This is a genomic window from Micropruina sp., assembly GCF_047606365.1.
Lineage (GTDB): Bacteria > Actinomycetota > Actinomycetes > Propionibacteriales > Propionibacteriaceae > Micropruina.
Map to the genome: position 1 here is coordinate 24,875 of NZ_JASGEN010000049.1, position 20,854 is coordinate 45,728.

Below are 20,854 nucleotides of genomic sequence, written 5' to 3' on the forward strand. Positions count from 1 at the left end.
CTGGTGGTGTATCGGAATCAGCGGTGGGTCCGGGTCGAGACCGCGGCGATGGGTTGGCCGACGGAGACGCCGGATCCGTCGCGGCGGGGGTCGATCGCGGGCAGGTCGACGGGGGCGCCGCTGGCTGCGGCGGCGACGGCGGGGGAGGGGCCCACCCAGGCCAGCTGGAGGACGTCCTCGCCTCTGAGGAAGCGCTGGCAGCGGACGCCGCCGGTGCCGCGTCCCTTGCTCGGATACTCCTCGAAGGGGGTCACCTTGACGCTGCCGGCGTCGGTTCCGGGGAGCGCGGTCGACGAGCCGGCCACCGAGACCACCACCGCGTCGGACGCCGGGCTGATGCCGAAGAACACCACCCGGGCACCGGCGGGCAGTTTCACCCCGGCCATGCCGCCGCCGGAGCGGCCCTGCGGACGCACGCCGGACGCGGCGAAGTGCAGCAGTTGGGCGTCCGAGGTGACGAAGACGAGTTCGTCGGCGTCGTCGCGCAACTCGACCGCACCGACCACCCGGTCGCCGTCATCGAGCCGGATGATCTCCCAGGAGTCCTTGCCGAGAATGTCCGGGTTGACCCGTTTCACCACGCCGCGTTCGGTGCCCAACGCCCAGCCGAAGGTGTCGTCGCTCAGGCTGGTCACGCCGAGGATGCGTTCATCGGCCTCCAGCGCGAACAGTTCGGACGCCGGCGAGCCGCCCTGCAGGTTGGGCGCCTGTGCGGTGGCCGGCACCGACGGTAGGTCGATGGTCTGGCCGCGGATCACCCGGCCCAGGCTGGTCAGCAGCCCGAACTCGCCGCGGGCGGTGCTGGCGCAGGTGCTGACGATCACGTCATGGGTCGCCCGGCCACCGACGGCGGCGAGCGGCTCGGCGTTGTCGGTGCGGGCCAGCAGTCCCGCTGAGGACAGCAGCACCCGGCACGGATCGTCGGGGATCTCCAGCGGGGTGGTCTGCGCCTTGGCCGCCGAAACCGAACCGCCACCGGAGGCCAGCAGCACGGTGCGCCGCGGCGTCCCATGGGTGCGGGCCACCTCGTCGAGTTCCTCGGCGACCACCTTTCGTAGCAGCGCTGGGTCGTCGATGATCGCCTGCAGTTCGGCGATCCGCTGACGCAGCTCGTCCCGCTCGGATTCCAGCTCGATCCGGGAGAATTTGGTCAGCCGGCGCAGCTGCATGTCCAGGATGTAGGTGGCCTGCACGTCGGTCAGGTCGAACACCTCGATCAGCTTGGCCTTCGCGATACCCGCGTCGTCGCTGCCCCGGATGATCGCGATCACATCGTCAATGTCGAGGATCGCGATCAGCAAACCCTCGACCAGATGCAGCCGGTCGGACGCCTTGCCGAGCCGGTATTTCGTCCGGCGCAGGGTGACCTCGAGGCGATGATCGAGGTAGACGGTGAGCATCTCGCGCAACCCGAGGGTGCGCGGCTGGCCCTCGACCAGGGCGACGGCGTTGATGCCGAACGAGTCCTCCAGCCGGGTCTGCTTGTACAGCTGCTCGAGCACCGCGTCGGGGTTGAAGCCGTTCTTGATCTCGATGACCAGCCGGGTGCCGTTGGCCAGGTCGGTGAGGTCCTTGACGTCGGCGATGCCGGTCAGCTTCTTCGACTGGACGGCAGTCTTGATCTGCTCGATCACCCGCTCGGGGCCGACCATGTAGGGCAGCTCGGTGACCACGATGCCCTTGCGCCGGGCATGCACCTGCTCGATCCGGGCGGTGGCGCGGATGCGGAAGCTGCCGCGTCCGGTCAGATAGGCGTCGCGGACGCCGTCCAGGCCGACGATCTTGCCACCGGTGGGCAGGTCGGGGCCGGGCACGAAGCGCATCAGCTCTTCGGCGTCGGCCTCCGGGTGTGCGATCAGATGCTTGAGTGCCTGCACGCATTCGATCAGGTTGTGCGGCGGAATGTTGGTGGCCATCCCGACAGCGATGCCGGTGGAACCGTTGACCAGCAGATTCGGGAAGGCGGCAGGCAGGACGGAGGGTTCGGTCTCCTTGCCGTCGTAGTTGGGCCGGAAGTCGACGGTGTCCTCACCCAGCCCGGCGGTCATCGCGAGCGCGGCCGGGGCCATCCGGCATTCGGTGTACCGCATCGCGGCAGGTCCGGCGTCCAGCGAACCGAAGTTGCCGTGCCCGTCGACCACCGGCAGCCGCTGCGCCCACGGCTGGGCGAGCCGGACCAGCGCGTCGTAGATCGCTGCGTCGCCGTGCGGGTGCAACAGGCCCATCACCTGGCCGACCACCCGGGCCGACTTCACGTGCGGGCGGTCCGGGCGGATGCCCATGTCGTCCATCGTGTAGAGGATGCGCCGCTGGACCGGTTTGAGGCCGTCGCGGGCGTCCGGCAGCGCACGGCTGTAGATGACCGAGTAGGCGTATTCGAGGTAGCTGGTCTCCATCTCGTCGGAGATGTCGATGTCGACGATCCGTTCGATCAGATCGTCGTCGGCCGGAGGACGCGCCACCACTGCCTCGCTTTCAGTCCGTCACTGTTCCGCCCCGATTCTGGCCCCGGACGGTGCTTCGGGCGGTCGCTGACACGCTTACGGGACGCAGGTCGTGGTGTGATCGGAGGCGTCGCTACCTCAATGATCCGTCGGATCTCGCGACAGCTGTGCGTCCGAACCCGTCGTCGGTCGGTGGTCCCTCGCGCTCGGTCACGGACGCGCTGGTGGTTGAGGTAGATCTCGATGCGATCGGGTCCCCCACAATCAGCGGGCCTTGCGCCGGAGTGCGAAGTCCTCGACCATCGCGTCGACCTCGTCGTCGGTCAACCTCAGTAGGGCGTCGAGCTTGGCCCCAGCCGCCTTCAATGCAGCAACATCTGCGGCCCGGTCGGTCTTCACCGGGATGAAGTAACCCACCGTGTGCCCGTGCCGAGTCACCGCCACTGGTTCATCGGAGTCGACGAAGTCGGCCAGCCCCGCACGGAACTCGCGGATCCCGACCTTGGATGCAGCCATGGCCCCCTCCTGAAGGGGTGTCATCTTCGTGTACACATTCTACGCCCACTCCGAAGGGTTTCGCTTTCTGGGCCATCACCTTCAGCCCATTTCTATCGTCGGGGATTCACTGCAAGAAGATCTCGAAGTCCGACAGCGTGTCGTCGATGTGGCCTGCCAGCTCAGGTCGCATAGCAGCAAGTGCGACTAGCGCTTCCTCTGCTATTGGCCGGTTGAGGCGGCCGTGAATCCTTGCGATATGACCGAATGCTGTAATCGCGATTTCCTGAAGATTGATGTCGGGATGTTGGAGAAGCTCAAGGCATTTGTCCTCGAGCCACTGACGGTCGTCTTCTTGAAAGACGAGCTTGATCAGAGTTCCCGATGCTCCTCCTGAGTCGCCTGACCTGATCTGCTGGCCCAGTTCGCGGCGCAATGCAAGCATGCCTGGCGGCGGTGGCATCTCAGTCATCACTCAATCCTCCTCCCCGTCAAGCGGGATGTGCTCCGCGCATTCGAGCAGTGAGTGCAACAGGGCTACGGCTTCTGGTTGGGTCAGGCTCGGGAGCGTGGAAATCTGACGTAGAGACGTCGAGTGGAAACAGTCCGGATCTATTTCCCCGCAGCCAGGTGCTGACGGTGCATCGGTATACGTGGTCAGATTCAGTCACGAAGACATACAGGTAGATTTCGTCAAATCGGTCTCGGTTCGCCGATGCCCACCTGGGGCGCCCGGTGCCACTCCAGCCCTCTTGGGCGTCCGCCTTCTTCACACGATTGGGCCTGATTGGCCGACAATAAGTCGCCGAGTGAAGGATTTCCTTATTGTCGAGGGGTGTCACTCCTCATGCGTTCTTCTGGTTCGCCGCTTACGACGATTCGAATCGTCGCTACTATCATATCCAGGAGGAATCCGATAGCTGAAACCACTGTTGCGCCGAGCAGGATGATGGTAAGCGGCGATGGAGGGAGTAGGTGCGCGGAAGAAATAGACAGCAGGCCGAAAATAAACATCGCTGATCCGAGGTGGACGCCAAGCCCGGAGTGCCAGAAGCCGAATTGCCCGCGCCGTCGTGCTTGCATGCGCGCTGTTATTGATTTCCACTTCAGCATGAGTCCGTCAGCTTACCAACCCGCCCAGGGAACTACCCGCCCGCGGTGCCGCCAAGTGCCGTCCGCAACTGGGCGACCAGGCCGCGTCCGTCGGGGGCTTCGACCCAGATCGTGTCGGTGCCGGCCAACTCTTCGGCTTCTTCCAGCGGCATGTTGGTGCCGTGGGCCAGCACCTGTTCGGCGGGGGAGAGTTGCCGGATCGCGACCGCGGCGACATGGGTGGGGTGTGAGTGGGCGAACTCGGCGTAGATCTCGGGGTCGTGCTGGCCGTCGTCGCCGACCAGCAACCAGCTGATCCGGGGGAACTCGGCGGCCAGGCGCAGCAGGCTGGTCCGTTTGTGCTCCATGCCGGAGCGGAACCAGCCGGTGTTGGTCGGGCCCCAATCAGTGAGCAGTAGTGCGCCCTTGGGGTAGTTGTGCTGCCCCAGGAAACGTTTCAGGAAGTCGTAGGTGTTCCAGGCGCCGGTGGACAGGTAGAACATCGGTGCGCCGGGATGGGCGTTCAGGTAGCGATGGTAGAACCGTGCCATGCCGGGGATCGACTGCCGGTTCGATTCGTCGCGGACGAAGCTGTTCCACGCGGCGATCATCGGACGGGGCAGCCAGGTGGTCAGCACCGTGTCGTCGATGTCGGAGATCAACCCGTAGCGGGCGTCCTCGTCGATGACCAGGACGTCGCAGGCGACCGGTGCCGACTTCGAGCTCTGGACGACGACCTGTTGCCAGCCGGACGCCAACTGATGGTCCACGATCCGGTGGTCGAGGTAGCCGCCGCGATCGGTGGTCGCGGTGACCGTCCGGTCGCCGACGGTGATGGTGACACGCGCCCGTACGCACGGCGCGGTGAGAAAGCTGCGCCAGCCGCGGCGTTTGACGAACTCCTTCGTGACGCGGCCGAGCTGGCTGCGGGACCACTGCGGGACCAACTTCACCCGGGCCATCACCCGTAGGAAGTCGCCGGATCCGTAGCCGGTGTAGGCGATCACCTGTTCGCGCCAGCCGAACGCGCGGAACGCGTCCTCGATCCGCCGGTCGAGGAACTCCTCGACGCGGGCGGCGATGAACGGTTTGGTGCTCACCGGGCCACCGTAGAGTGCGCACCGGTCGAGGGCGAGTTGCCGCACCCGGCCCCGCACAATCGGGGCGGACTTGGGCAGTCGCCGCGTCCGGTGCGAAGATGAGCCGGTGACCTCGCTCGCACTGCCAGCCGCGCTGCGTCGCGACATCGACGCCTGCGGGTATTTCCCCGACCTGATCGCCGAGACGGTGGCGATGGCGATCGCCGGCGAAGAGGTGCAGCAACACGTTATTCATCACGAGGCGACTTTCGCCCGCGACGAGATCCAGCGGCACATGTCGGTGCTGGTGCTCACCCCGACCCGGCTGATCGTCGGCCACACCGACGAGTCGGACGCCCCGGGCGAGGCCGGGCAGGCCATGTCGACCACCGAGTCGGTGCGCCTGGACAAGGTCACCTCGGTCGCGTTGACCCGGGTCGTCGCCCACCCCGAACGACACGGCAGCAACCGGTCGGCGACCGTCGAGACCTGGCTGAGCGTCGGCTGGGGGACGGCCCGCCGGGTCGATCTCGAACCAGCTCATTGCGGTGACCCCGAATGCGACGCCGATCACGGCTACTCCGGCACCCTGGCCGCCGACGACCTGACCGTGCGGATGAGTGCGGCAGCCGACGGGGCGGACAACGTGGCACGCCTGATGGCCTTCGCGACGGCGCTGCAGGTCGCCGCCGGTGGTGGCCGGTGAGCCTGCCCACGCCGCCGGCCTACGGCAGCTCCACGCTGTCCGATGTGCTGCCCAGCATCGCCGCCGTCCTCGGACTGCCCGGACGCGACAACGTGCTCGGACTGCCGGCGTCCGAACGATTCGTGGTGCTGCTGGTCGACGGACTGGGCCGCGACCTGCTGCAGGGACGGGAGCAGCTGGCACCGTTCCTGACCGGCCTGCTGGGCAACTCCGCGTCGTCGACGATCACCTCGGGTGCGCCGAGCACCACCGTCACCTCGATCACCAGCCTCGGCACCGGGCTGACCCCCGGACAGCACGGCCTGGCCGGCTACACTTTCCGGCTCGGCGGACGGCTGCTGAACGCCCTGCTGTGGGAGCCCGGGCTGGACGGCCTGGACGTCCAGCCCCAGTTGACCGTCTTCGAGCGGCTCGCCAAGGCCGGCGTCCGCGCGACGACGGTCACGCCGTCGCGGTTCCGGGGCAGCGGGCTGACCACCTGCGCGCTGCGGGGCGCCGACTTCCTCGGCTACGACGAGGGGTCCGGCACCGACCGCCGGGTGGAGCTGACCGTGCAGGCCGCGTTGTCCGGGCCGCGCAGCGTCGTCTACCTCTACGACCGCGACCTCGATCATGCCGGCCACAAGCAGGGCACAAGTTCGGACGCCTGGGCGGCGGAACTCGTCCGGATCGACGCGCTCGCCTCCGCGCTGCGCACGGCGCTCCCCGACGACGTCCGGCTGCTGATCACCGGCGACCACGGCATGGTCGACATCGCCACGGATCGACGGCTCACCATTGAGGACCACCCCGAGCTGGTGGCGGGCGTGCGGCTGATCGGCGGCGAAGGGCGGTTCCGACAGCTGTACGTCGCGGGCGAGGCCGAAACGGTCGCGCGGCGATGGGCCGACCTGCTCGGCACGGACGCCTGGGTGCTGACCCGCGACGAGGCGATCGACGCCGGCTGGTTCGGACCGCTGCCGCCCCGGCTCGCGGGTCGGTTCGGCGACGTCCTGGTCGCGATGGCCACCGACCGGGCGCTGATGACACTCGGTCAGCCGAACGAGTTCGGACTGGTCGGCATGCACGGCTCGCTGACCCCGGCCGAGCTGACCGTGCCGTTGCTGATCGGCTGAGCGATGGCGCAGCTGATCTTCTTCACCGGTCCGATGAACAGCGGCAAGTCGACGCTGGCGTTGCAGACCGACTTCACCGAGACCCAGGCCGGCCGGTCCGGGCGGGTGTTCAGTCGCGACGATCGTGCCGGAGAGGCAACGCTGTCCTCCCGGATCGGACTCGAGCAGCCGGCGATCGAAGTCACCGACGAACTCGACTTCTGGTCGTACGTGATCCGCGAGCTCACCCAGGGACGGCGGGTGGACTACCTGATCTGCGACGAGGCCCACTTCTACACCCCGGACCACATCGACCAACTGGCCCGGGTCGTCGACGAACTGCAGCTCGACGTGTACTGCTTCGCGATCCTCACCGACTTCCGCACCGAGCTGTTCCCGGCCACCCGGCGGCTGGTGGAGTTGTGCGACCGGATGGAGCTGCTGCAGGTGCGGCCCCGCTGCTGGTGCGGCGAGCCGGCCACCCACAACGCGCGCACCGTTGACGGCGTGATGGTCACCGAGGGAGACCAGGTGATGGTCGGGGACGTGGTTCCCTCCGAGGACCGGGTGGTCGCCTACGAGGTGCTCTGCCGTCGGCATCATCGGCGCCGGATGACCGCCGCGGTGGCCGCGGTCACGATGAATCCCGAACCGTTGCCGTTCGAGTAATGCCGCTGGTTGAGCTTGTCGAAGCCAGGATCTCGACAGGCTCGATCAACGGACGCGGGCACCCGTCATCCGGCGAACGCCGGGATCTCGGTGGGGTTGAGATCCCGGGTCACACCAGGGATGACGAGATCGCCGTCCGAGGGTGGCGGGAATCTCTGTCGGTGGCGCGTGGTTGAGTGACACCGTGAGTCTTTCCGGATGGCAGGTCATGAACTCCATGACTCGGGACGCGTCGGTGCGCGAGCACCGGTTGGCGCCCGGAACATGGCGGCGGGTGCTCTCCTACGCAGGCGCCTACCGCGGCCTGATCGCGATGTTCCTGGTGCTGACCGTGGTCGATTCGCTGCTCGTGGTGGCGTCGCCGCTGATCCTGCAGCGACTGATCGACAACGGGGTGATTCCGGGCAATGCCGGTCTGGTCATTCAGCTCGCCGTTGTCGTCGCGATCCTGGCAGTGGCGGACGCGGCACTCACCCTGGTCGAACGCTGGTACTCGGCGCGAATCGGCGAAGGGTTGATCTTCGACCTGCGCACCGAGGTCTTCGGCCACGTGCTGCGCCAGCCGATCGCCTTCTTCACCCGGGCCCAGACCGGCGCGCTGGTCACTCGGCTGAACAGCGATGTGATCGGTGCCCAGCAGGCCTTCACCTCGGTGCTGCAGAATCTCGTCGGCAACGCGATCAGCCTGGTGGTGATCGTGATCGCGATGGCGTCGTTGTCCTGGCAGCTGACCATCGGCGCCTTCCTGCTGGTGCCGCTGTTCCTGATTCCGGCCCGCATCCTCGGTCGCCGGCTGGCCGCACTGACCCACCGGCAGATGGTGCTGAACGCCGATATGGGCGCGCAGATGAGCGAACGGTTCAATGTGGCCGGCGCGCTGCTGGTGAAGCTGTTCGGCGATCCCCGACGTGAGGACCGTGAGTACGCCGGGCATGCCGCCGGCGTCCGCGACACCGGGATCAGCCTGGCCGTGAACCGGTCGGTGTTCTTCGTGGCGCTCGCCCTGGTGGCGTCTCTGGCGACGGCGATGGTCTATGGCGTGGGTGGCGTGATGGCTGTCAACGGGGCGCTGACCGTGGGCACCCTGCTCGCCCTGGCCGCACTGCTAGCCCGGCTTTACGCACCGCTCACCGCACTGTCCAACGTCCGGGTCGATGTGATGACCGCATTGGTGTCGTTCGAGCGGGTCTTCGAGGTGCTCGACCTGAAGCCGCTGGTCTCCGAACGCCCGGACGCCGTTCCGGTGCCGTCCGGGCCGGTGCGGGTCGAGGTCGACGCAGTGAGCTTCCGCTACCCGTCCGCCGATGAGATCTCGCTGGTCTCGCTGGAGGGTGCCGCGACCGGTGACCGCAGGGGTGGCGGCGATGTGCTGCATGACATCTCGTTCACCGTCGAGCCCGGTGCGATGGTGGCGCTGGTCGGCCCCAGCGGTGCCGGCAAGACGACGATCACCTCGCTGGTGGCGCGGCTGTACGACCCGACCGAAGGCGCCATCCGGATCAACGGCGTCGACCTGCGCGACGCGACCCTCACCTCGCTGCACGACCGGGTGGGTGTCGTCACCCAGGAGGCGCATCTGTTCCACGACACCATCCGGGCGAACCTGCTGTACGCCAAGCCGGACGCCACCGACGCCGAACTCGAGGCGGTGCTGCGAGCCGCCCAGGTGTGGCGACTGGTCGATTCGCTGCCTGAGGGCCTCGACACGGTGGTGGGCGACCGAGGGCACCGGCTCTCCGGCGGCGAGAAGCAGCGGTTCGCACTGGCCCGGCTGCTGCTGAAGGGGCCCGGCCTGCTCGTGCTGGACGAGGCGACGGCGCACCTGGACAGCGAGAGCGAGGTGGCCGTCCAGCACGCCCTGGACGCCGCGCTACGCGACCGGACCTCGATCGTGATCGCCCACCGGCTCTCCACCGTGCGCGGCGCCGACCGCATCCTGGTCGTCGACGGCGGACGGATCGTCGAGCAGGGCACCCACCTCGAACTGCTCGCCGCGGGCGGCATCTACGCCGAGCTGTACCGCACCCAGTTCGCCGACCAGGCGCCGGAAGTGCGGCACCTGGATGGGCATGCGGTGAGCTGAGCCCGACCCGCCGGCCAAGCAGATCGCTCGTCGCCGTTGGTCGAGCTTGTCGAGACCTGGTTTCGACAAGCTCAACCAACGGTCGCTGTCATCCCGGGCTCCGACCCGGGATCTCGGTCGTGTCTTCGGCCGGCGGAGATCCCGGCGTTCGCCGGGACGACGAGGAACCGCGCACCCGTCGGTCCAGGGCCGGGTCAGACGGAGGTGGTCTCCGGGTTCTGGGCCCACAGGTCGGGGCCGAACACCTCGTAGTGGATGTTCTCGCTGTGAATGCCCTTCTCCATCAGCGCCAACCGGGAGGTGCGCATGAATGGCAGCGGGCCACACATGAACACCTGGGCGTCCGAGGGGACCTCGATGTCGGAGAGGTCCATGAAGCCTGACCGGGCCGGGTGCAACGTGGGCGCCACTTCGGCCTGTTCCTCGTACCACATCTGGCACCGGGCGTCCGACATGGCGAGCACCTGCCGGCGCAGGCTGTCGTACAGGGCGTGATGATCGTGGGACTTGTCGGCATGGAACAGCCGGACCTTCCGGTCGGGCTGACGCCGCGACAGATCCTCCATGATCGCCGCGATCGGGGTGATTCCGATGCCGGCCGAGACCAGCACCAGGGGAGTGGCGTCCGAATCGTCGAGCACCAGGTCGCCGGCCGGCTGGGAGACGTCCAGGATCGAACCCGGGCGGGCGTTGGCGTGCAGCCAGCTCGACACCTGGCCGTCCGGCGCGCCGTTGACGCCGTGAACCCGTTTGATGGTGACCCGCAGCGAATCGCCGCGCGGGCCGGACGAGATGGTGTACTGCCGGGGCTGTCGCTCACCGCTGGGTAGATCCACAGCAATCGCCACGTATTGACCGGTGCGGTGTGCCGGCACGTCGCCCTGCACGGGCACCAGCAGCAGCGAGAAGACGTCGTCGGACTCTTCGAAGCGCTCCACGACGCGGTACTGCCGCCACGGATGGGCCGGATCTGTGCCGGCCAGCGCATACAGCTTGGCCTCCTCGGCGATCAGTGAGCAGCCGAACAGCCAGTACACCTCGTCCCACGCCGCCGCGATCTCAGGGGTGATGGCCTCACCGAGGACGGTCTTCACCGCCTTGAGCAGGTGGTGGCCGACGATCGTGTACTCCTGCGCCTTGATTCCGAGCGAGACGTGCTTGTGGGCGATGCGCTGCATCACCGGGGTGAAATCGGGTGCCTCCGGGTCGATCAGCTGGACGGCGAAGGCGACCACCGAGGCCGCCAGCGCCTGCGGCTGCTCGCCGATGGCCTGGTTCGCCTTGTTGAACACCCGCATCAGCTCAGGATGGGCGGCGAACATGTCGGGGTAGAACACCGTGGTGATCTGTTCGGCGTGTTCGGCGACCACTCCGGCGGTGGCGGCGACGATCTGCTCCGATTCTGGCGTGAGCCGCATTCGGTTCCTCCTTCTCAGGCCCGCTCCCCTGCGGGCACCCGGCGACCACGCCTGTTGCTGCCGTCCGCGATGATCGGGCTCGCCACGGGCAACTAGGGTGCGCTGGACGATGGGGCGGGTCTGGAGGAAGGTTGGCACAACCGCACGGGTTTTGTGCGGAATATTCGGAGAAACCGAGGTGAATCAGGTCGTTCGCGCCCGAGGGGTTACTCCTTGGGGCGGGGAGACCCGAACATGATCTCGTCCCAACTCGGGACGCTGGCCCGCTTGCGCTTGATCGAACGCGACGGCTCGTTGCCCGCCGCGTCGACCAGGCTCGGCTGCTCGGGTTCGGCGGGGGAGGGCTTGATCCGTCCCGGACGGGTGGCCGGAGCCGATTCCTCGGCCTCGGGGGCGCCGGCCTCGGGCTGCTCGGCAGCGGAGGTGTCCTCGACAAGCTGGACCGTCGGCTCCTCGGCCGCCGGCGGGGTCTCCACAGCCTCGGCCGGCGATTCCTCGAGCGCCGGATCCTCCGCGGGTGTGTCGACAGGCTCGACCGACGGTTCCTGGTGCTCCTCGAGAGTCGGATCGTCTGCGGGTGAGGTCTCGACAAGCTCGACCAACGGTGGGGTATCGACCGGCGGTTCCTCGGCGTCCGACGAGGCAGGAGTCTCGACAAGATCGACCGGCGCTGGGGTGTCGACCGGTGGTTCCTGGTTTTCCTCGGTAGTCGGAGTGTCCGTGGATGGGGTCTCGACAAGCTCGACCAACGGTGGGGTTTCGGCGTCATCGACCGAGTCCGGGGACTCCGCAGCGAGGCCTTCGTCCACCAGGCGTTCGGTGGGCTCGCCGGCGAGGATGTCGATCTCGATCTCGTCGGTGACGATCTCCACGGTTTCCGGGCCCTCGTGCAGCACGGGTGCTGCGGCCTGTTCCGGACGTGGCCGCACCAGCCCGGCGTAGATCTGGACGGAGTCCTCGTCGAAGGTGGACAACATGTCGTAGAGCACGTCCATGTTCGAGCGGTCGCCCGGAACGATGTCGTAGACGCCGTCCACCTCGGCCAGGTCGCCTTCGGCGAACGCGTCCTCGCTGTCGGAGGAGCCGTCGTCCGACTCATCCTCGTCGAGGTCCTCGTCGTCGAAGTCGTCGGCGATGTCGGGGGTGACGGCGAACTGGGGCTGAATGGCCCGCACGATCGCCAACTCGTCGTTGCGGTCCGGGCCGGCCTCACCCCGTCCCGGCTCGGCGGTCTGCGCCGACTGCTCGCCGGTCAGCCAGCGGGCGTCGTCGTTGCTGGCGGTGGAGAACCGCCCGGTCTGGTCGTAGCTGAACTCGGCCTGATGCGGGGTCGACTCCAACTCGTACGACAACTGCACGGTCCAGCGGCGGTCCTCGGCGCGCCAGGCGTCCCACTCGACATCGTCGGGGTCCACGCCGTGCGGCAGCAGCCGGTCGGCGACCACGTTGCGCAGGCTGCGGTGGGCGACGGCGTCCCCGGCGCGCCGCACCGGGTTGGTCTGCGCCAGGCCGGCGACGTGCTCGCGCTCGGCAAGCACCGGGCCGGCGAACGGCTCGATCTTCGCGATGGGGACCCCGGCGGCCTGCGCAACCGCCTCCAACGACTCCCCGCCCCTGATCCGGGCCTGGATGTCGCGCGGTCGCAGTGCACTTTCCATGTCGATCTCCAGTTGTCCGCTGCGTGGTCGGTCGTTGCGCAGCGCCGCCGCCAACTCTTCGTCGGCGGGGATCGCCACCTGTCCGCCACCCTCGATGACGACGATCAGGTACCTCCCGTCCGGGCTCAACCCCAGTGGGTGGGCGGTGCGCATCGCTCGATCGCTCTCCTGTGTTCGTGCTTGTGCGTAACCTACCGGTTCGGACGCCGTGTCGATCCCTCGCCCGGCCCGCCCCGCGCGTCCTCGTGGCTGAGATAGGGGCTGCCGGGCTGCCGATGTTTGGAGCCGTGTGATATGTATGCCTCCGACACATTCAGGATCCAGTGATACCGCTAGCGCGGCTGACCGCCGGCAGGCGTTCGGGATGGAGTTACGAAACACAATGGCAACTGATTACGACGCTCCGCGCAAGACCGACGAGGAGAGCGAAGACAGCATCGAGGAACTCAAGACCCGCCGGAACGACAAGAACTCCGGCAAGGTCGACGAGGACGAGGTCGAGGCTGCCGAATCCTTCGAGCTGCCGGGCGCCGACCTCTCCCACGAGGAACTCACCGTGCGGGTGCTCCCGCGCCAGGCCGACGAGTTCACCTGCTACTCGTGCTTCCTGGTGAAGCACCGCAGCCAGATCGCGGTGACCCGCAACGGGCACTCCTATTGCGTGGACTGCGCCGACTGAGCTGACTCAGCAGACACGTCAGCCTCGTCCGGCCCTTCGGCTGGACGAGGCTTCGACGTTTCTGGGTAGCGGTCATACGGCCGCCGCGACCGGGATCCGGGCTCAGAGGTGGAAGTTCACCCGTGAGCGGGTCGGCGCCGGCGTCCCCATCGCCTTCTCCCAGCGGGTCGCCGCGAACCGGTTGGTGAGCAGCTGGGCGACGCCGATGCCGATACCGCCTGCGAGCGCCCAGACCAGGGCCTCGCCGATAGGGGTGGCCGGATCGTTCGGGTCCGGCGGCTCATCGCCTGTGGCGACCTTCCAAGCGCCACGGACCGCCTTCTGAGCGACGACGGCGCTCAGTACGCCGATGGCGCCCGCATAGAGGTTCCAGACGAGCCGTTGTGAGATCTTCATCGGTGGTTCCTTCGTTGGCCTTCCGGGGTTTTGGCCGAGTCTAGGCGTCCCTCGGGTGTTGCTGCACTCACCCGGGTGGAGGCAATCCCGGCTTGTTGCTGGCGGATTCGTCCGACACCGCGGACCGGACCCCGCCACGTCCGCCGGACGGTTAGGTTGGGGGCGTGACCCGTAGCGATCCGCAACCCCACTACTCCGAACGGTTGGGCGTACCCGCGGCCTACTGGGGGATCGCGCTGTTCTTCGGCCTCAGCTTCGTCACCGCGGTCACGTTCATGCTGGGCGAGCTGATCCTGCTGGTCAGCACGGTCGCCACGGTCGGTTTGATCGCTTGGACGCTGCTGGCCTGGGGCTCGCTGCGGATCACCGTGGACGCCGACGGCGTCCGGGTCGGTCCGAGCCTGCTGGAATGGCGCTACATCGGCACCGTGGCGGTGGCTGACCGGGCCGTGAAAGCCCGGGTGCTGGCCCGTGACGACGCCTTCCTGGGTCTGCGCCCCTACGTCACCGGGTTGGTTCTGATCGGCGTCATCGACGGGGCGGACCCCCATCTGTGCTGGCTGGTCTCCAGCCGCAACCCGGATGAACTGGTCCGGGCCATCGAGGACAACCGGCCCTCGGGCGTCGCAGAACCGGCGGAGCACTCCCGACTAGACTCCGGCGAGTGAACTCGCCCGAGAACCTCCAGGTGCTGTTGCGGCGGCTGGACGAGTCGATCCCGGTGCCGCGCTACGCCCACCCCGGCGACGCCGGCGCCGACCTGGCAACCGCCGAGGATGTCACCATCGCCCCTGGTCAGCGGGTACTTGTCGGCACCGGCCTGGCCATCGCGATCCCGATCGGCTGGGTGGGCCTGGTGCACCCGCGTTCGGGACTGGCCGCGCGGCACGGACTCACCATCGTGAACGCGCCCGGCACGGTTGACGCCGGTTACCGCGGCGAGATCAAGGTGTGCCTGCTGAACACCGACACCCGCACCGAGGTCCAGCTGCGGCGCGGCGACCTGATCGCCCAACTGGTGCTGCAGCGGGTGGCGCAGGCCGACTTCATCGAGGTGGACGAGCTGCCGAGCAGCGACCGGGGCGCCGGCGGACACGGATCCACCGGAGGAATCAAGGGGTGGCTGCAAGCCGCCGAACCGATCAAGGAGCAGTCGTGATCTTTCGCCGAAAAGCCAAGGACGAGCCGATCGACGAACCGGCGGACGAGTCGACGGAGCAGTCGGACGCCGAACTGACCGACGCCGACGAGGCTGCGGACGACGAGGTGTCGGAGGAGTTGTCTGACGACGACTCCGAGGACGAGGACTTCGACTCCGACGAGGACGACGACGAAGAAGAGGACGTCGACTGGCGCGCCGACGGGCCGTTCGACCACGACGAGGTCGACCTGAGCGCCGACGAGGTGCAGCGGCTCGATCTGGGCGCGCTGATCCTCACCCCGTGGGAGGGCATGGGCCTGCAGCTGCAGGTCAACGAGAACACCCAGCAGGTGGTGGCCGCGCTGGCGTTCTGGGAGCAGTCCGGCCTCGAGCTGGCCCTGCTCGCCGCCCCGACCAGCGGTGGCCTGGCCGACGAACTGCTCGAAGACCTGACCGAAGAGGCGCAGCAGGCCGGCGGCAGCGCGACCACCGTGGTGGGACCGTTCGGACCCGAACTGCGGCGCGTCCTGCCGGCCGAAGGGCCTGACGGAGAGCAGCTGTTCCAGGTCAGCCGGACCTGGTTCGCCGAGGGTCCGCGGTGGATGCTGCGCGGCACCCTGCTCGGCGAGGCCGGGTTGACCGAGGACGACGAGGGGGCGTCCGCGCCGTTCGTCGAGTTCTTCCGCAACGTCGTGGTGCGCCGGGGTGACGGGCCGATGGTGCCCGGCGAGGTGATCGCGATGACCATGCCGACGGTGCCGCAGGCCTGAGCATGCCCGCCAATCCGTTCGAGCGCGCGTTGCGCTGGTTCGGCCGCTCGACCGAGGAACTCGACTCGGAGGCGGCGGTGAAGGCCGCGCAGGCGTCCGGCGCGATGACGATCGCCGACTGCGCCGACCGGCAGCGGGCCACCCTGCGCGGTCGGATCGCGGTGCTGACCCTGCGTCCGCGCAGCGGCACCCCCTGGCTGGAGGCCGAACTCACCGACGGCTCCGGCAGCATCACCCTGATCTGGATGGGTCGCCGCGAGATCCCCGGCCTGATCGCCGGACGCGAACTCAAGGTCACCGGCCGGGTCTCCTGGGTGGACGGCCGGCGCCGGATGTACAACCCGTACTACGAGCTGCTCTGAGCCCAACGCCGGTCGAGTTCCCGCCGGTTGGGTTCCCGTTGGTCGAGCTTGTCGAGACCCTGGTGAGGGAAGCGCTGACCATGCACGTCATCCCGGGCTCCGACCCGGGATCTCCGGCGGAGAGAGATCCCGGATCAAGTCCGGGATGACGATGGTGGGGCTTCCATCTGCGCGTCCTCAGGTGGTTTCGACAAGCTCAACCAGCGGTCGTGGGGACAAGCGCAACCGGCGGCGGAAGCCTCAGTTGTGGACGCCGACCAGGGCGGCGCGGCCGCGGGGGCTGAGGTAGTGCGCCAGTTCGGACTCGTAGTCGGGATCGACCACGAACAGCAACTCGTCGGACGCCTCGACGGCACCGTCGCGCTCCGGGGAGCGGGCCGTGCCGTCTCGGATGATCGCGACCAGGACGGCGTCGCCGGGCAGGTCCAGATCGCCCACCCGGACGCCGACCCGCGGGCTGGTGTCCGGCAGCGTCATCTCGACCAGGTTGGTCTGGCCGCCGCGGAAGCTGAACAGCCGGACCAGGTCGCCGACCGTCACCGCCTCCTCGACCAGGGCGCACATCAACCGCGGCGTGGAGACCGCGACGTCCACGCCCCACAGGTCGTCGAACATCCATTCGTTGCTGGGGTGGTTCACCCGGGCCACCGTCCGCGGCACGCCGAACTCGGTCTTGGCCAGCAGCGAATGCACCAGGTTGGCCTTGTCATCGCCGGTCGCCGCGATCGCCACGTCGCAGGTCTCCAGCTCGGCCTCCTCCAGCGAGGCCAGCTCACAGGCGTCGGCGAGCAGCCATTCGGCGTCCGGCACGCTGGCGGTCTTGATCGCCAGCGGATCGCGATCGATCAGCAGTACCTGATGCCCGTTCCCGATCAACTCCCGGGCGATGGAGCGTCCGACGTTGCCGGCTCCGGCGATCACCACACGCATGTCCGTGCCTCTCAGTGCTGTGCGGGCGGGGCGTCGAACAGTTCTTCGACGTCGGCCTCGCGGTCCTTGTGCACGGCGACATAGAGCAGGTCGCCGTCCTGGAAGATGGTCGATTCGGTCGGCACCTGGCCGACCCCGAACCGGATCAGGAACGGGATGGGGCAGTGTGCCGCCGCCGACATCACCCCGATCGTGGTGCCCACCCAGCCGGCGTTCACATGCATCTCTGACAGCCGCACCGAGCCGGACGGATCCCGCCACTGCGGTTCGGCACCCTCGGGCAGCAGCCGCCGCAGCACCTGGTCGGACGCCCAGCGCACCGTCGCCACCGACGGGATGCCGAGCCGCTCGTACACTTCGGCACGGCCCTCGTCGTAGATCCTGGCGACCACGTTGTGTACGCCGAACGTCTCGCGCACCACCCGGGCGGCGAGAATGTTGGAGTTGTCGCCGCTGGAGACCGCGGCGAAGCCGTCCGCCCGTTCGATGCCAGCCTTGATCAGCACGCCCCGGTCGAAACCCATGCCCTTGACCGTCTTGCCCTGGAAGGTGGGCCCGAGCCGGCGGAAGGCGTCCTGCAGGGCGTCGATCACCGCCACCGAATGGCCGCGCCGCTCCAGACTGCGGGCCAGGGACGACCCGACGCGGCCGCAACCCATGATCACGATGTGCACGACCGTGCCTCCTGCCTCGTGCCGCCTGAAACGGCACTAGTGAACGACCGATTTGCCCGCCGCTCAGTATAGGGAGCGCCGCCGCGTGAACGATCGAGTCCAACCCGGCATATAGTCAGCGGACGTGAGCATCACCGGTGCCGTCAAACGGCTGCTGGTCGGGCGCAAGCTGGCCAGCAAGCAGCTCGGCGAAACGTTGCTTCCGAAGCGGATCGCACTGCCGGTCTTCGCCTCGGACGCACTGAGTTCGGTCGCCTACGCCCCGGACGAGATTCTGCTGACCCTGTCGATGGCCGGCGTCGTCGGCTTCGCCTACTCGTGGCCGATCGCGGTGGCGGTCGCCTTCGTCATGCTGATCGTGGTGCTGTCCTACCGGCAGAACGTGCACGCCTACCCCTCCGGCGGCGGCGACTACGAGGTGGCCACGGTCAACTTCGGGCCGACCGCGGGCCTGACCGTGGCCAGTGCGCTGCTGGTCGACTACGTGCTGACGGTGGCCGTGTCAACCTCGTCCGGCGTCCAGAACGCGAAGGCGCTGCTGCCGTGGGTGAACGGTCACGAGGGTCTGGTTGCGGCCGGCCTGATCCTGCTGCTGATGGCGATGAACCTGCGCGGCGTGCGCGAATCGGGCACCGTTTTCGCCATCCCCACCTACGGCTTCATGATCGCCGTGCTGGGAATGACGGGGTGGGGACTGGTCCGCATCTTCGTCTTCGGCGACAACCTGGAGGCGCCCAGCAAGCACCTCGAAGTGATCGGCTCGGCGGTCTACGACCCGTTCGTCGGGTTCGCGATGATCGCGCTGCTGGCGCGTGCCTTCTCGTCCGGCTGTGCGGCGCTGACCGGAATCGAGGCGATCAGCAACGGCGTCCCGGCCTTCCGCAAACCGAAGAGCCGCAACGCGGCGACCACGCTGACCCTGCTCGCCTCGGTGGCGGTGTCGATGCTGGGCGGCATCATTCTGCTCGCCAACCTGACCGGGCTGAAGCTGGTCGATCCGGACGGCCACAGCCACTTCGTCTCCAACGGCAAGGTGGTGCACGTCGACGTCGGCACCGCGATGGGACAGCTCGCCCACACCGTGTTCGACAACTTCGCGCCCGGCCTCTATTTCGTGATCATCGTCACCTTCATCATCTTGTTCCTGGCCGCCAACACCGCGTTCAACGGCTTCCCGGTGCTCGGTTCGATCCTGGCCAAGGACGGCTACCTGCCCAAGGCGCTGTACACCCGCGGCGACCGGCTCGCCTACAGCAACGGCATCCTGCTGCTCGCCGCTGCCGCGATCGGGCTGGTGCTGGCCTTCAACGCCTCGGTGACCGCGCTGATCAACCTCTACGTGGTCGGGGTGTTCGTGTCGTTCACGGTCAGCCAGGCCGGCATGCTGCGGCACTGGACGCGGCATCTCGCCACCGAGACCGATCCTCGGGTGCGCCGGCAGATGAAGCAGTCCCGGATCGTCAACGCCATCGGCCTGAGCTGCACCGGCATCGTGCTGTGCATCGTGCTGGCGGTGAAATTCCTGCTCGGCGCCTGGATCGCCATCCTCGCGATGGCCGTCCTGTTCGTGATGATGCGCTCCATCCACACCCACTACCGCAAGGTGGAGGCCGAGATCGCCGTCGGACAGGGCGAGCGCAACGTGCTGCCCAGCCGGGTCCGGGCGGTGATCGTGGTCAGCGGCATCAACAAGCCCACGGTGCGGGCGGTGAACTTCGCCAAGGCCACCCGTCCCAGTTCGATCGAGGCGGTCACCGTCTCGGTCGATCCCGACGAGACCAAGGAACTGCTCGACGAATGGCACGCCGAAGACCTCGGGGTGCCGCTGCGGGTGATCGACTCGCCGTACCGCGAGGTGACCTCGCCGGTGCTGAACTTCGTCAAGGAGGTCCGCTCGGACAATCCGCGCGACGTGGTGTGCGTCTACATTCCCGAATACGTGGTGGGGCACTGGTGGGAACAGGTGCTGCACAACCAGACGGCGCTGATCCTGAAGGCGCGGCTGAACTTCATGGCCGGCGTAATGGTCACCTCGGTGCCCTATCTGCTCGCGTCGTCGAGGTACGCCATCGACCGGGCCAAGCGGGACAACCCGGCGGCCTGGCGGCGTCCGGGCACCGGTTCAGTGCGCTCCGGACAGCACATGAGGTCGGAGTGACGTGCAGGCCGACGAACTGATCGGCCCGGTCGAGGTCGGGCCGGTCGCCCATGGTGGGCATTGCGTGGCCCGGGTCGACGGCCGGGTGGTGTTCGTCCGGCATGCGCTGCCCGGTGAGCGGGTACGGCTACGGATCACCGAGGTCACCAAGCGGTTCGCCCGGGCCGATGCCGTCGACGTGCTGGACGCCTCGCCGCACCGGGTGACCCCGCCCTGCCCGGTCGCCGGCCGGTGCGGCGGCTGCGACCTGCAGCACGTCGAGCCGTCCTTCCAGCTGGAGTGGAAGCGCCGGGTACTGGTCGAACAGCTGCAACGGTTGGCCGGGATCGACTGGGACGGCACGGTCGAGCCGGTCGAGCCGCTGCTCAGGTCGCGCTGCCGGATGCGGTTCGTGGTCGGTACCGACGGACGGCTCGGGTTGCGGGCGCACCGGTCCCACGAGGTGGTGCCGTTGCCGTCCGAGGGTTGCGGGCTGGCCGACCCCGCGCTGCCGCTGCACGTCCGCGAAACAGCGACCGATTCGGCGGCTGCCGCGCCTGGCGAGCGTGGCGGCGGCCGGAATCGGTCGCCGGTTGACGAGCCGGACGAGTACCTGGGGGTGGTCAGCCTCGAGGGCGGACGGCTGGTCGCGGCGGGTTCGCCGGCGTCCCGCAGCGCGGTGACGCAGCGGGTCGGGGCGCGGGACTTCACTGTCGAGCTGGACGGCTTCTGGCAGTCGCACCGGGCGGCACCTGACGTGCTCACCGCCGCAGTCCTGGACGGCGTGCGCCCGCAGCCGGACGAGCACGCCTTCGATCTGTACTGCGGTGTCGGCGTGTTCGCCGGCTCGCTGGTGGACGCCGGTTGCCGGGTCTGGGGCGTCGAGGGCAGCAAGGCGGCGATCCGGCACGCCAAGCGGAACGTGCCCGAGGCGTCCTTCTTCGCCGGTGACGTCCAACGCACGCTGCCCCGGCTGCCCGGACGCGCCGACCTGGTCGTCCTGGACCCGCCGCGCACCGGCGCCGGC

At 68.3% G+C, this 20,854-nt stretch carries 20 protein-coding genes; 11 read left to right on the forward strand and 9 right to left on the reverse strand.

Annotation, left to right across the window (positions count from 1 at the left end):
• Positions 1-17: 17 nt before the first annotated feature.
• The 4 genes from QM624_RS06490 to QM624_RS06505 all read right to left on the reverse strand — a co-directional run bounded on the left by QM624_RS06490 (position 18) and on the right by QM624_RS06505 (position 5,131).
• Positions 18-2,462, reverse strand: a complete 2,445-nt coding sequence (locus QM624_RS06490) for a DNA gyrase/topoisomerase IV subunit A (protein WP_415089967.1) — start codon at positions 2,460-2,462, stop codon at positions 18-20.
• 246 nt (positions 2,463-2,708) lie between these two features.
• On the reverse strand, positions 2,709-2,960 hold the full coding sequence (locus tag QM624_RS06495) for a hypothetical protein (protein ID WP_415089969.1): 252 nt from the start codon (positions 2,958-2,960) through the stop codon (positions 2,709-2,711).
• A gap of 106 nt (positions 2,961-3,066) precedes the next feature.
• Positions 3,067-3,411: a hypothetical protein gene (locus tag QM624_RS06500; RefSeq protein WP_415089971.1), complete on the reverse strand. Its 345-nt coding sequence runs from the start codon at positions 3,409-3,411 to the stop codon at positions 3,067-3,069.
• A gap of 673 nt (positions 3,412-4,084) precedes the next feature.
• A complete protein-coding gene (locus QM624_RS06505) occupies positions 4,085-5,131 on the reverse strand; it encodes an App1 family protein (protein ID WP_415089973.1) in 1,047 nt (348 codons plus the stop codon).
• Between the two features lie 106 nt (positions 5,132-5,237).
• Between QM624_RS06505 and QM624_RS06510 the strand changes: the two genes are divergently transcribed.
• From QM624_RS06510 to QM624_RS06525, 4 genes are all read left to right on the forward strand, one after another.
• Positions 5,238-5,816, forward strand: coding sequence for a DUF5998 family protein (locus QM624_RS06510; RefSeq protein WP_415089975.1), 579 nt, complete (start codon positions 5,238-5,240; stop codon positions 5,814-5,816).
• Positions 5,813-6,931: an alkaline phosphatase family protein gene (locus QM624_RS06515; RefSeq protein ID WP_415089977.1), complete on the forward strand. Its 1,119-nt coding sequence runs from the start codon at positions 5,813-5,815 to the stop codon at positions 6,929-6,931. Before QM624_RS06510 ends, QM624_RS06515 begins: the two co-directional genes overlap by 4 nt.
• 3 nt (positions 6,932-6,934) lie before the next feature.
• Positions 6,935-7,579 carry a thymidine kinase gene (locus QM624_RS06520; RefSeq protein WP_415089979.1) on the forward strand — a complete coding sequence of 215 codons (645 nt, stop codon included), beginning with the start codon at positions 6,935-6,937 and terminating at the stop codon, positions 7,577-7,579.
• A gap of 208 nt (positions 7,580-7,787) precedes the next feature.
• Positions 7,788-9,662, forward strand: coding sequence for an ABC transporter ATP-binding protein (locus QM624_RS06525; RefSeq protein ID WP_415089981.1), 1,875 nt, complete (start codon positions 7,788-7,790; stop codon positions 9,660-9,662).
• A gap of 194 nt (positions 9,663-9,856) precedes the next feature.
• On the opposite strand, the gene QM624_RS06530 is transcribed toward QM624_RS06525, so the two are convergent.
• On the reverse strand, positions 9,857-11,080 hold the full coding sequence (locus tag QM624_RS06530; protein WP_415089983.1) for a globin domain-containing protein: 1,224 nt from the start codon (positions 11,078-11,080) through the stop codon (positions 9,857-9,859).
• Between the two features lie 206 nt (positions 11,081-11,286).
• Entirely contained in the window at positions 11,287-12,891 is a 1,605-nt protein-coding gene (gene sepH, locus QM624_RS06535; protein ID WP_415089985.1) for a septation protein SepH, read from the reverse strand.
• Between the two features lie 229 nt (positions 12,892-13,120).
• Here sepH and QM624_RS06540 point away from each other — a divergent pair, with 229 nt between their 5' ends.
• Positions 13,121-13,417, forward strand: coding sequence for a DUF4193 domain-containing protein (locus tag QM624_RS06540; protein ID WP_105185533.1), 297 nt, complete (start codon positions 13,121-13,123; stop codon positions 13,415-13,417).
• Between the two features lie 102 nt (positions 13,418-13,519).
• On the opposite strand, the gene QM624_RS06545 is transcribed toward QM624_RS06540, so the two are convergent.
• Positions 13,520-13,813, reverse strand: a complete 294-nt coding sequence (locus QM624_RS06545) for a DUF4235 domain-containing protein (protein ID WP_415089987.1) — start codon at positions 13,811-13,813, stop codon at positions 13,520-13,522.
• Between the two features lie 164 nt (positions 13,814-13,977).
• Here QM624_RS06545 and QM624_RS06550 point away from each other — a divergent pair, with 164 nt between their 5' ends.
• The 4 genes from QM624_RS06550 to QM624_RS06565 are packed head-to-tail and all read left to right on the forward strand — an operon-like array spanning position 13,978 to position 16,086.
• A complete protein-coding gene (locus QM624_RS06550; RefSeq protein ID WP_415089989.1) occupies positions 13,978-14,481 on the forward strand; it encodes a DUF3093 domain-containing protein in 504 nt (167 codons plus the stop codon).
• On the forward strand, positions 14,478-14,972 hold the full coding sequence (gene dut, locus QM624_RS06555) for a dUTP diphosphatase (RefSeq protein WP_415089991.1): 495 nt from the start codon (positions 14,478-14,480) through the stop codon (positions 14,970-14,972). The genes QM624_RS06550 and dut overlap by 4 nt, the downstream gene beginning before the upstream one ends.
• The gene (locus QM624_RS06560) at positions 14,969-15,724 is read left to right on the forward strand and encodes a DUF3710 domain-containing protein (RefSeq protein ID WP_415089993.1); all 756 of its coding nucleotides are present in this window, start codon (positions 14,969-14,971) and stop codon (positions 15,722-15,724) included. The genes dut and QM624_RS06560 overlap by 4 nt, the downstream gene beginning before the upstream one ends.
• A gap of 2 nt (positions 15,725-15,726) precedes the next feature.
• A complete protein-coding gene (locus QM624_RS06565; RefSeq protein WP_298133135.1) occupies positions 15,727-16,086 on the forward strand; it encodes an OB-fold nucleic acid binding domain-containing protein in 360 nt (119 codons plus the stop codon).
• A gap of 240 nt (positions 16,087-16,326) precedes the next feature.
• On the opposite strand, the gene QM624_RS06570 is transcribed toward QM624_RS06565, so the two are convergent.
• Together QM624_RS06570 and QM624_RS06575 are read right to left on the reverse strand one after the other, a co-directional pair.
• Positions 16,327-17,016: a potassium channel family protein gene (locus QM624_RS06570; protein WP_415089995.1), complete on the reverse strand. Its 690-nt coding sequence runs from the start codon at positions 17,014-17,016 to the stop codon at positions 16,327-16,329.
• Positions 17,017-17,027: 11 nt separating this feature from the next.
• On the reverse strand, positions 17,028-17,675 hold the full coding sequence (locus QM624_RS06575; RefSeq protein WP_298131806.1) for a potassium channel family protein: 648 nt from the start codon (positions 17,673-17,675) through the stop codon (positions 17,028-17,030).
• A 139-nt stretch (positions 17,676-17,814) separates the two neighbouring features.
• On the opposite strand from QM624_RS06575, the gene QM624_RS06580 reads away from it, so the two are divergent.
• Both QM624_RS06580 and QM624_RS06585 read left to right on the forward strand, forming a co-directional pair.
• On the forward strand, positions 17,815-19,848 hold the full coding sequence (locus QM624_RS06580) for an APC family permease (protein WP_298131796.1): 2,034 nt from the start codon (positions 17,815-17,817) through the stop codon (positions 19,846-19,848).
• Position 19,849: 1 nt separating this feature from the next.
• Positions 19,850-20,854: class I SAM-dependent RNA methyltransferase (locus QM624_RS06585; protein ID WP_415089997.1), on the forward strand; the 1,005-nt coding region annotated here is incomplete at its 3' end.

Coding starts and splice junctions, on each gene's coding strand:
- QM624_RS06495 (WP_415089969.1), bottom strand. CDS start 2,960: ATGGCTGCATCCAAGGTCGGGATCCGCGAGTTCCGTGCGGGGCTGGCC.
- QM624_RS06500 (WP_415089971.1), bottom strand. CDS start 3,411: ATGACTGAGATGCCACCGCCGCCAGGCATGCTTGCATTGCGCCGCGAA.
- QM624_RS06520 (WP_415089979.1), top strand. CDS start 6,935: ATGGCGCAGCTGATCTTCTTCACCGGTCCGATGAACAGCGGCAAGTCG.
- QM624_RS06525 (WP_415089981.1), top strand. CDS start 7,788: ATGAACTCCATGACTCGGGACGCGTCGGTGCGCGAGCACCGGTTGGCG.
- QM624_RS06530 (WP_415089983.1), bottom strand. CDS start 11,080: ATGCGGCTCACGCCAGAATCGGAGCAGATCGTCGCCGCCACCGCCGGA.
- sepH (WP_415089985.1), bottom strand. CDS start 12,891: ATGCGCACCGCCCACCCACTGGGGTTGAGCCCGGACGGGAGGTACCTG.
- QM624_RS06540 (WP_105185533.1), top strand. CDS start 13,121: ATGGCAACTGATTACGACGCTCCGCGCAAGACCGACGAGGAGAGCGAA.
- QM624_RS06545 (WP_415089987.1), bottom strand. CDS start 13,813: ATGAAGATCTCACAACGGCTCGTCTGGAACCTCTATGCGGGCGCCATC.
- QM624_RS06565 (WP_298133135.1), top strand. CDS start 15,727: ATGCCCGCCAATCCGTTCGAGCGCGCGTTGCGCTGGTTCGGCCGCTCG.
- QM624_RS06570 (WP_415089995.1), bottom strand. CDS start 17,016: ATGCGTGTGGTGATCGCCGGAGCCGGCAACGTCGGACGCTCCATCGCC.
- QM624_RS06575 (WP_298131806.1), bottom strand. CDS start 17,675: ATGGGTTGCGGCCGCGTCGGGTCGTCCCTGGCCCGCAGTCTGGAGCGG.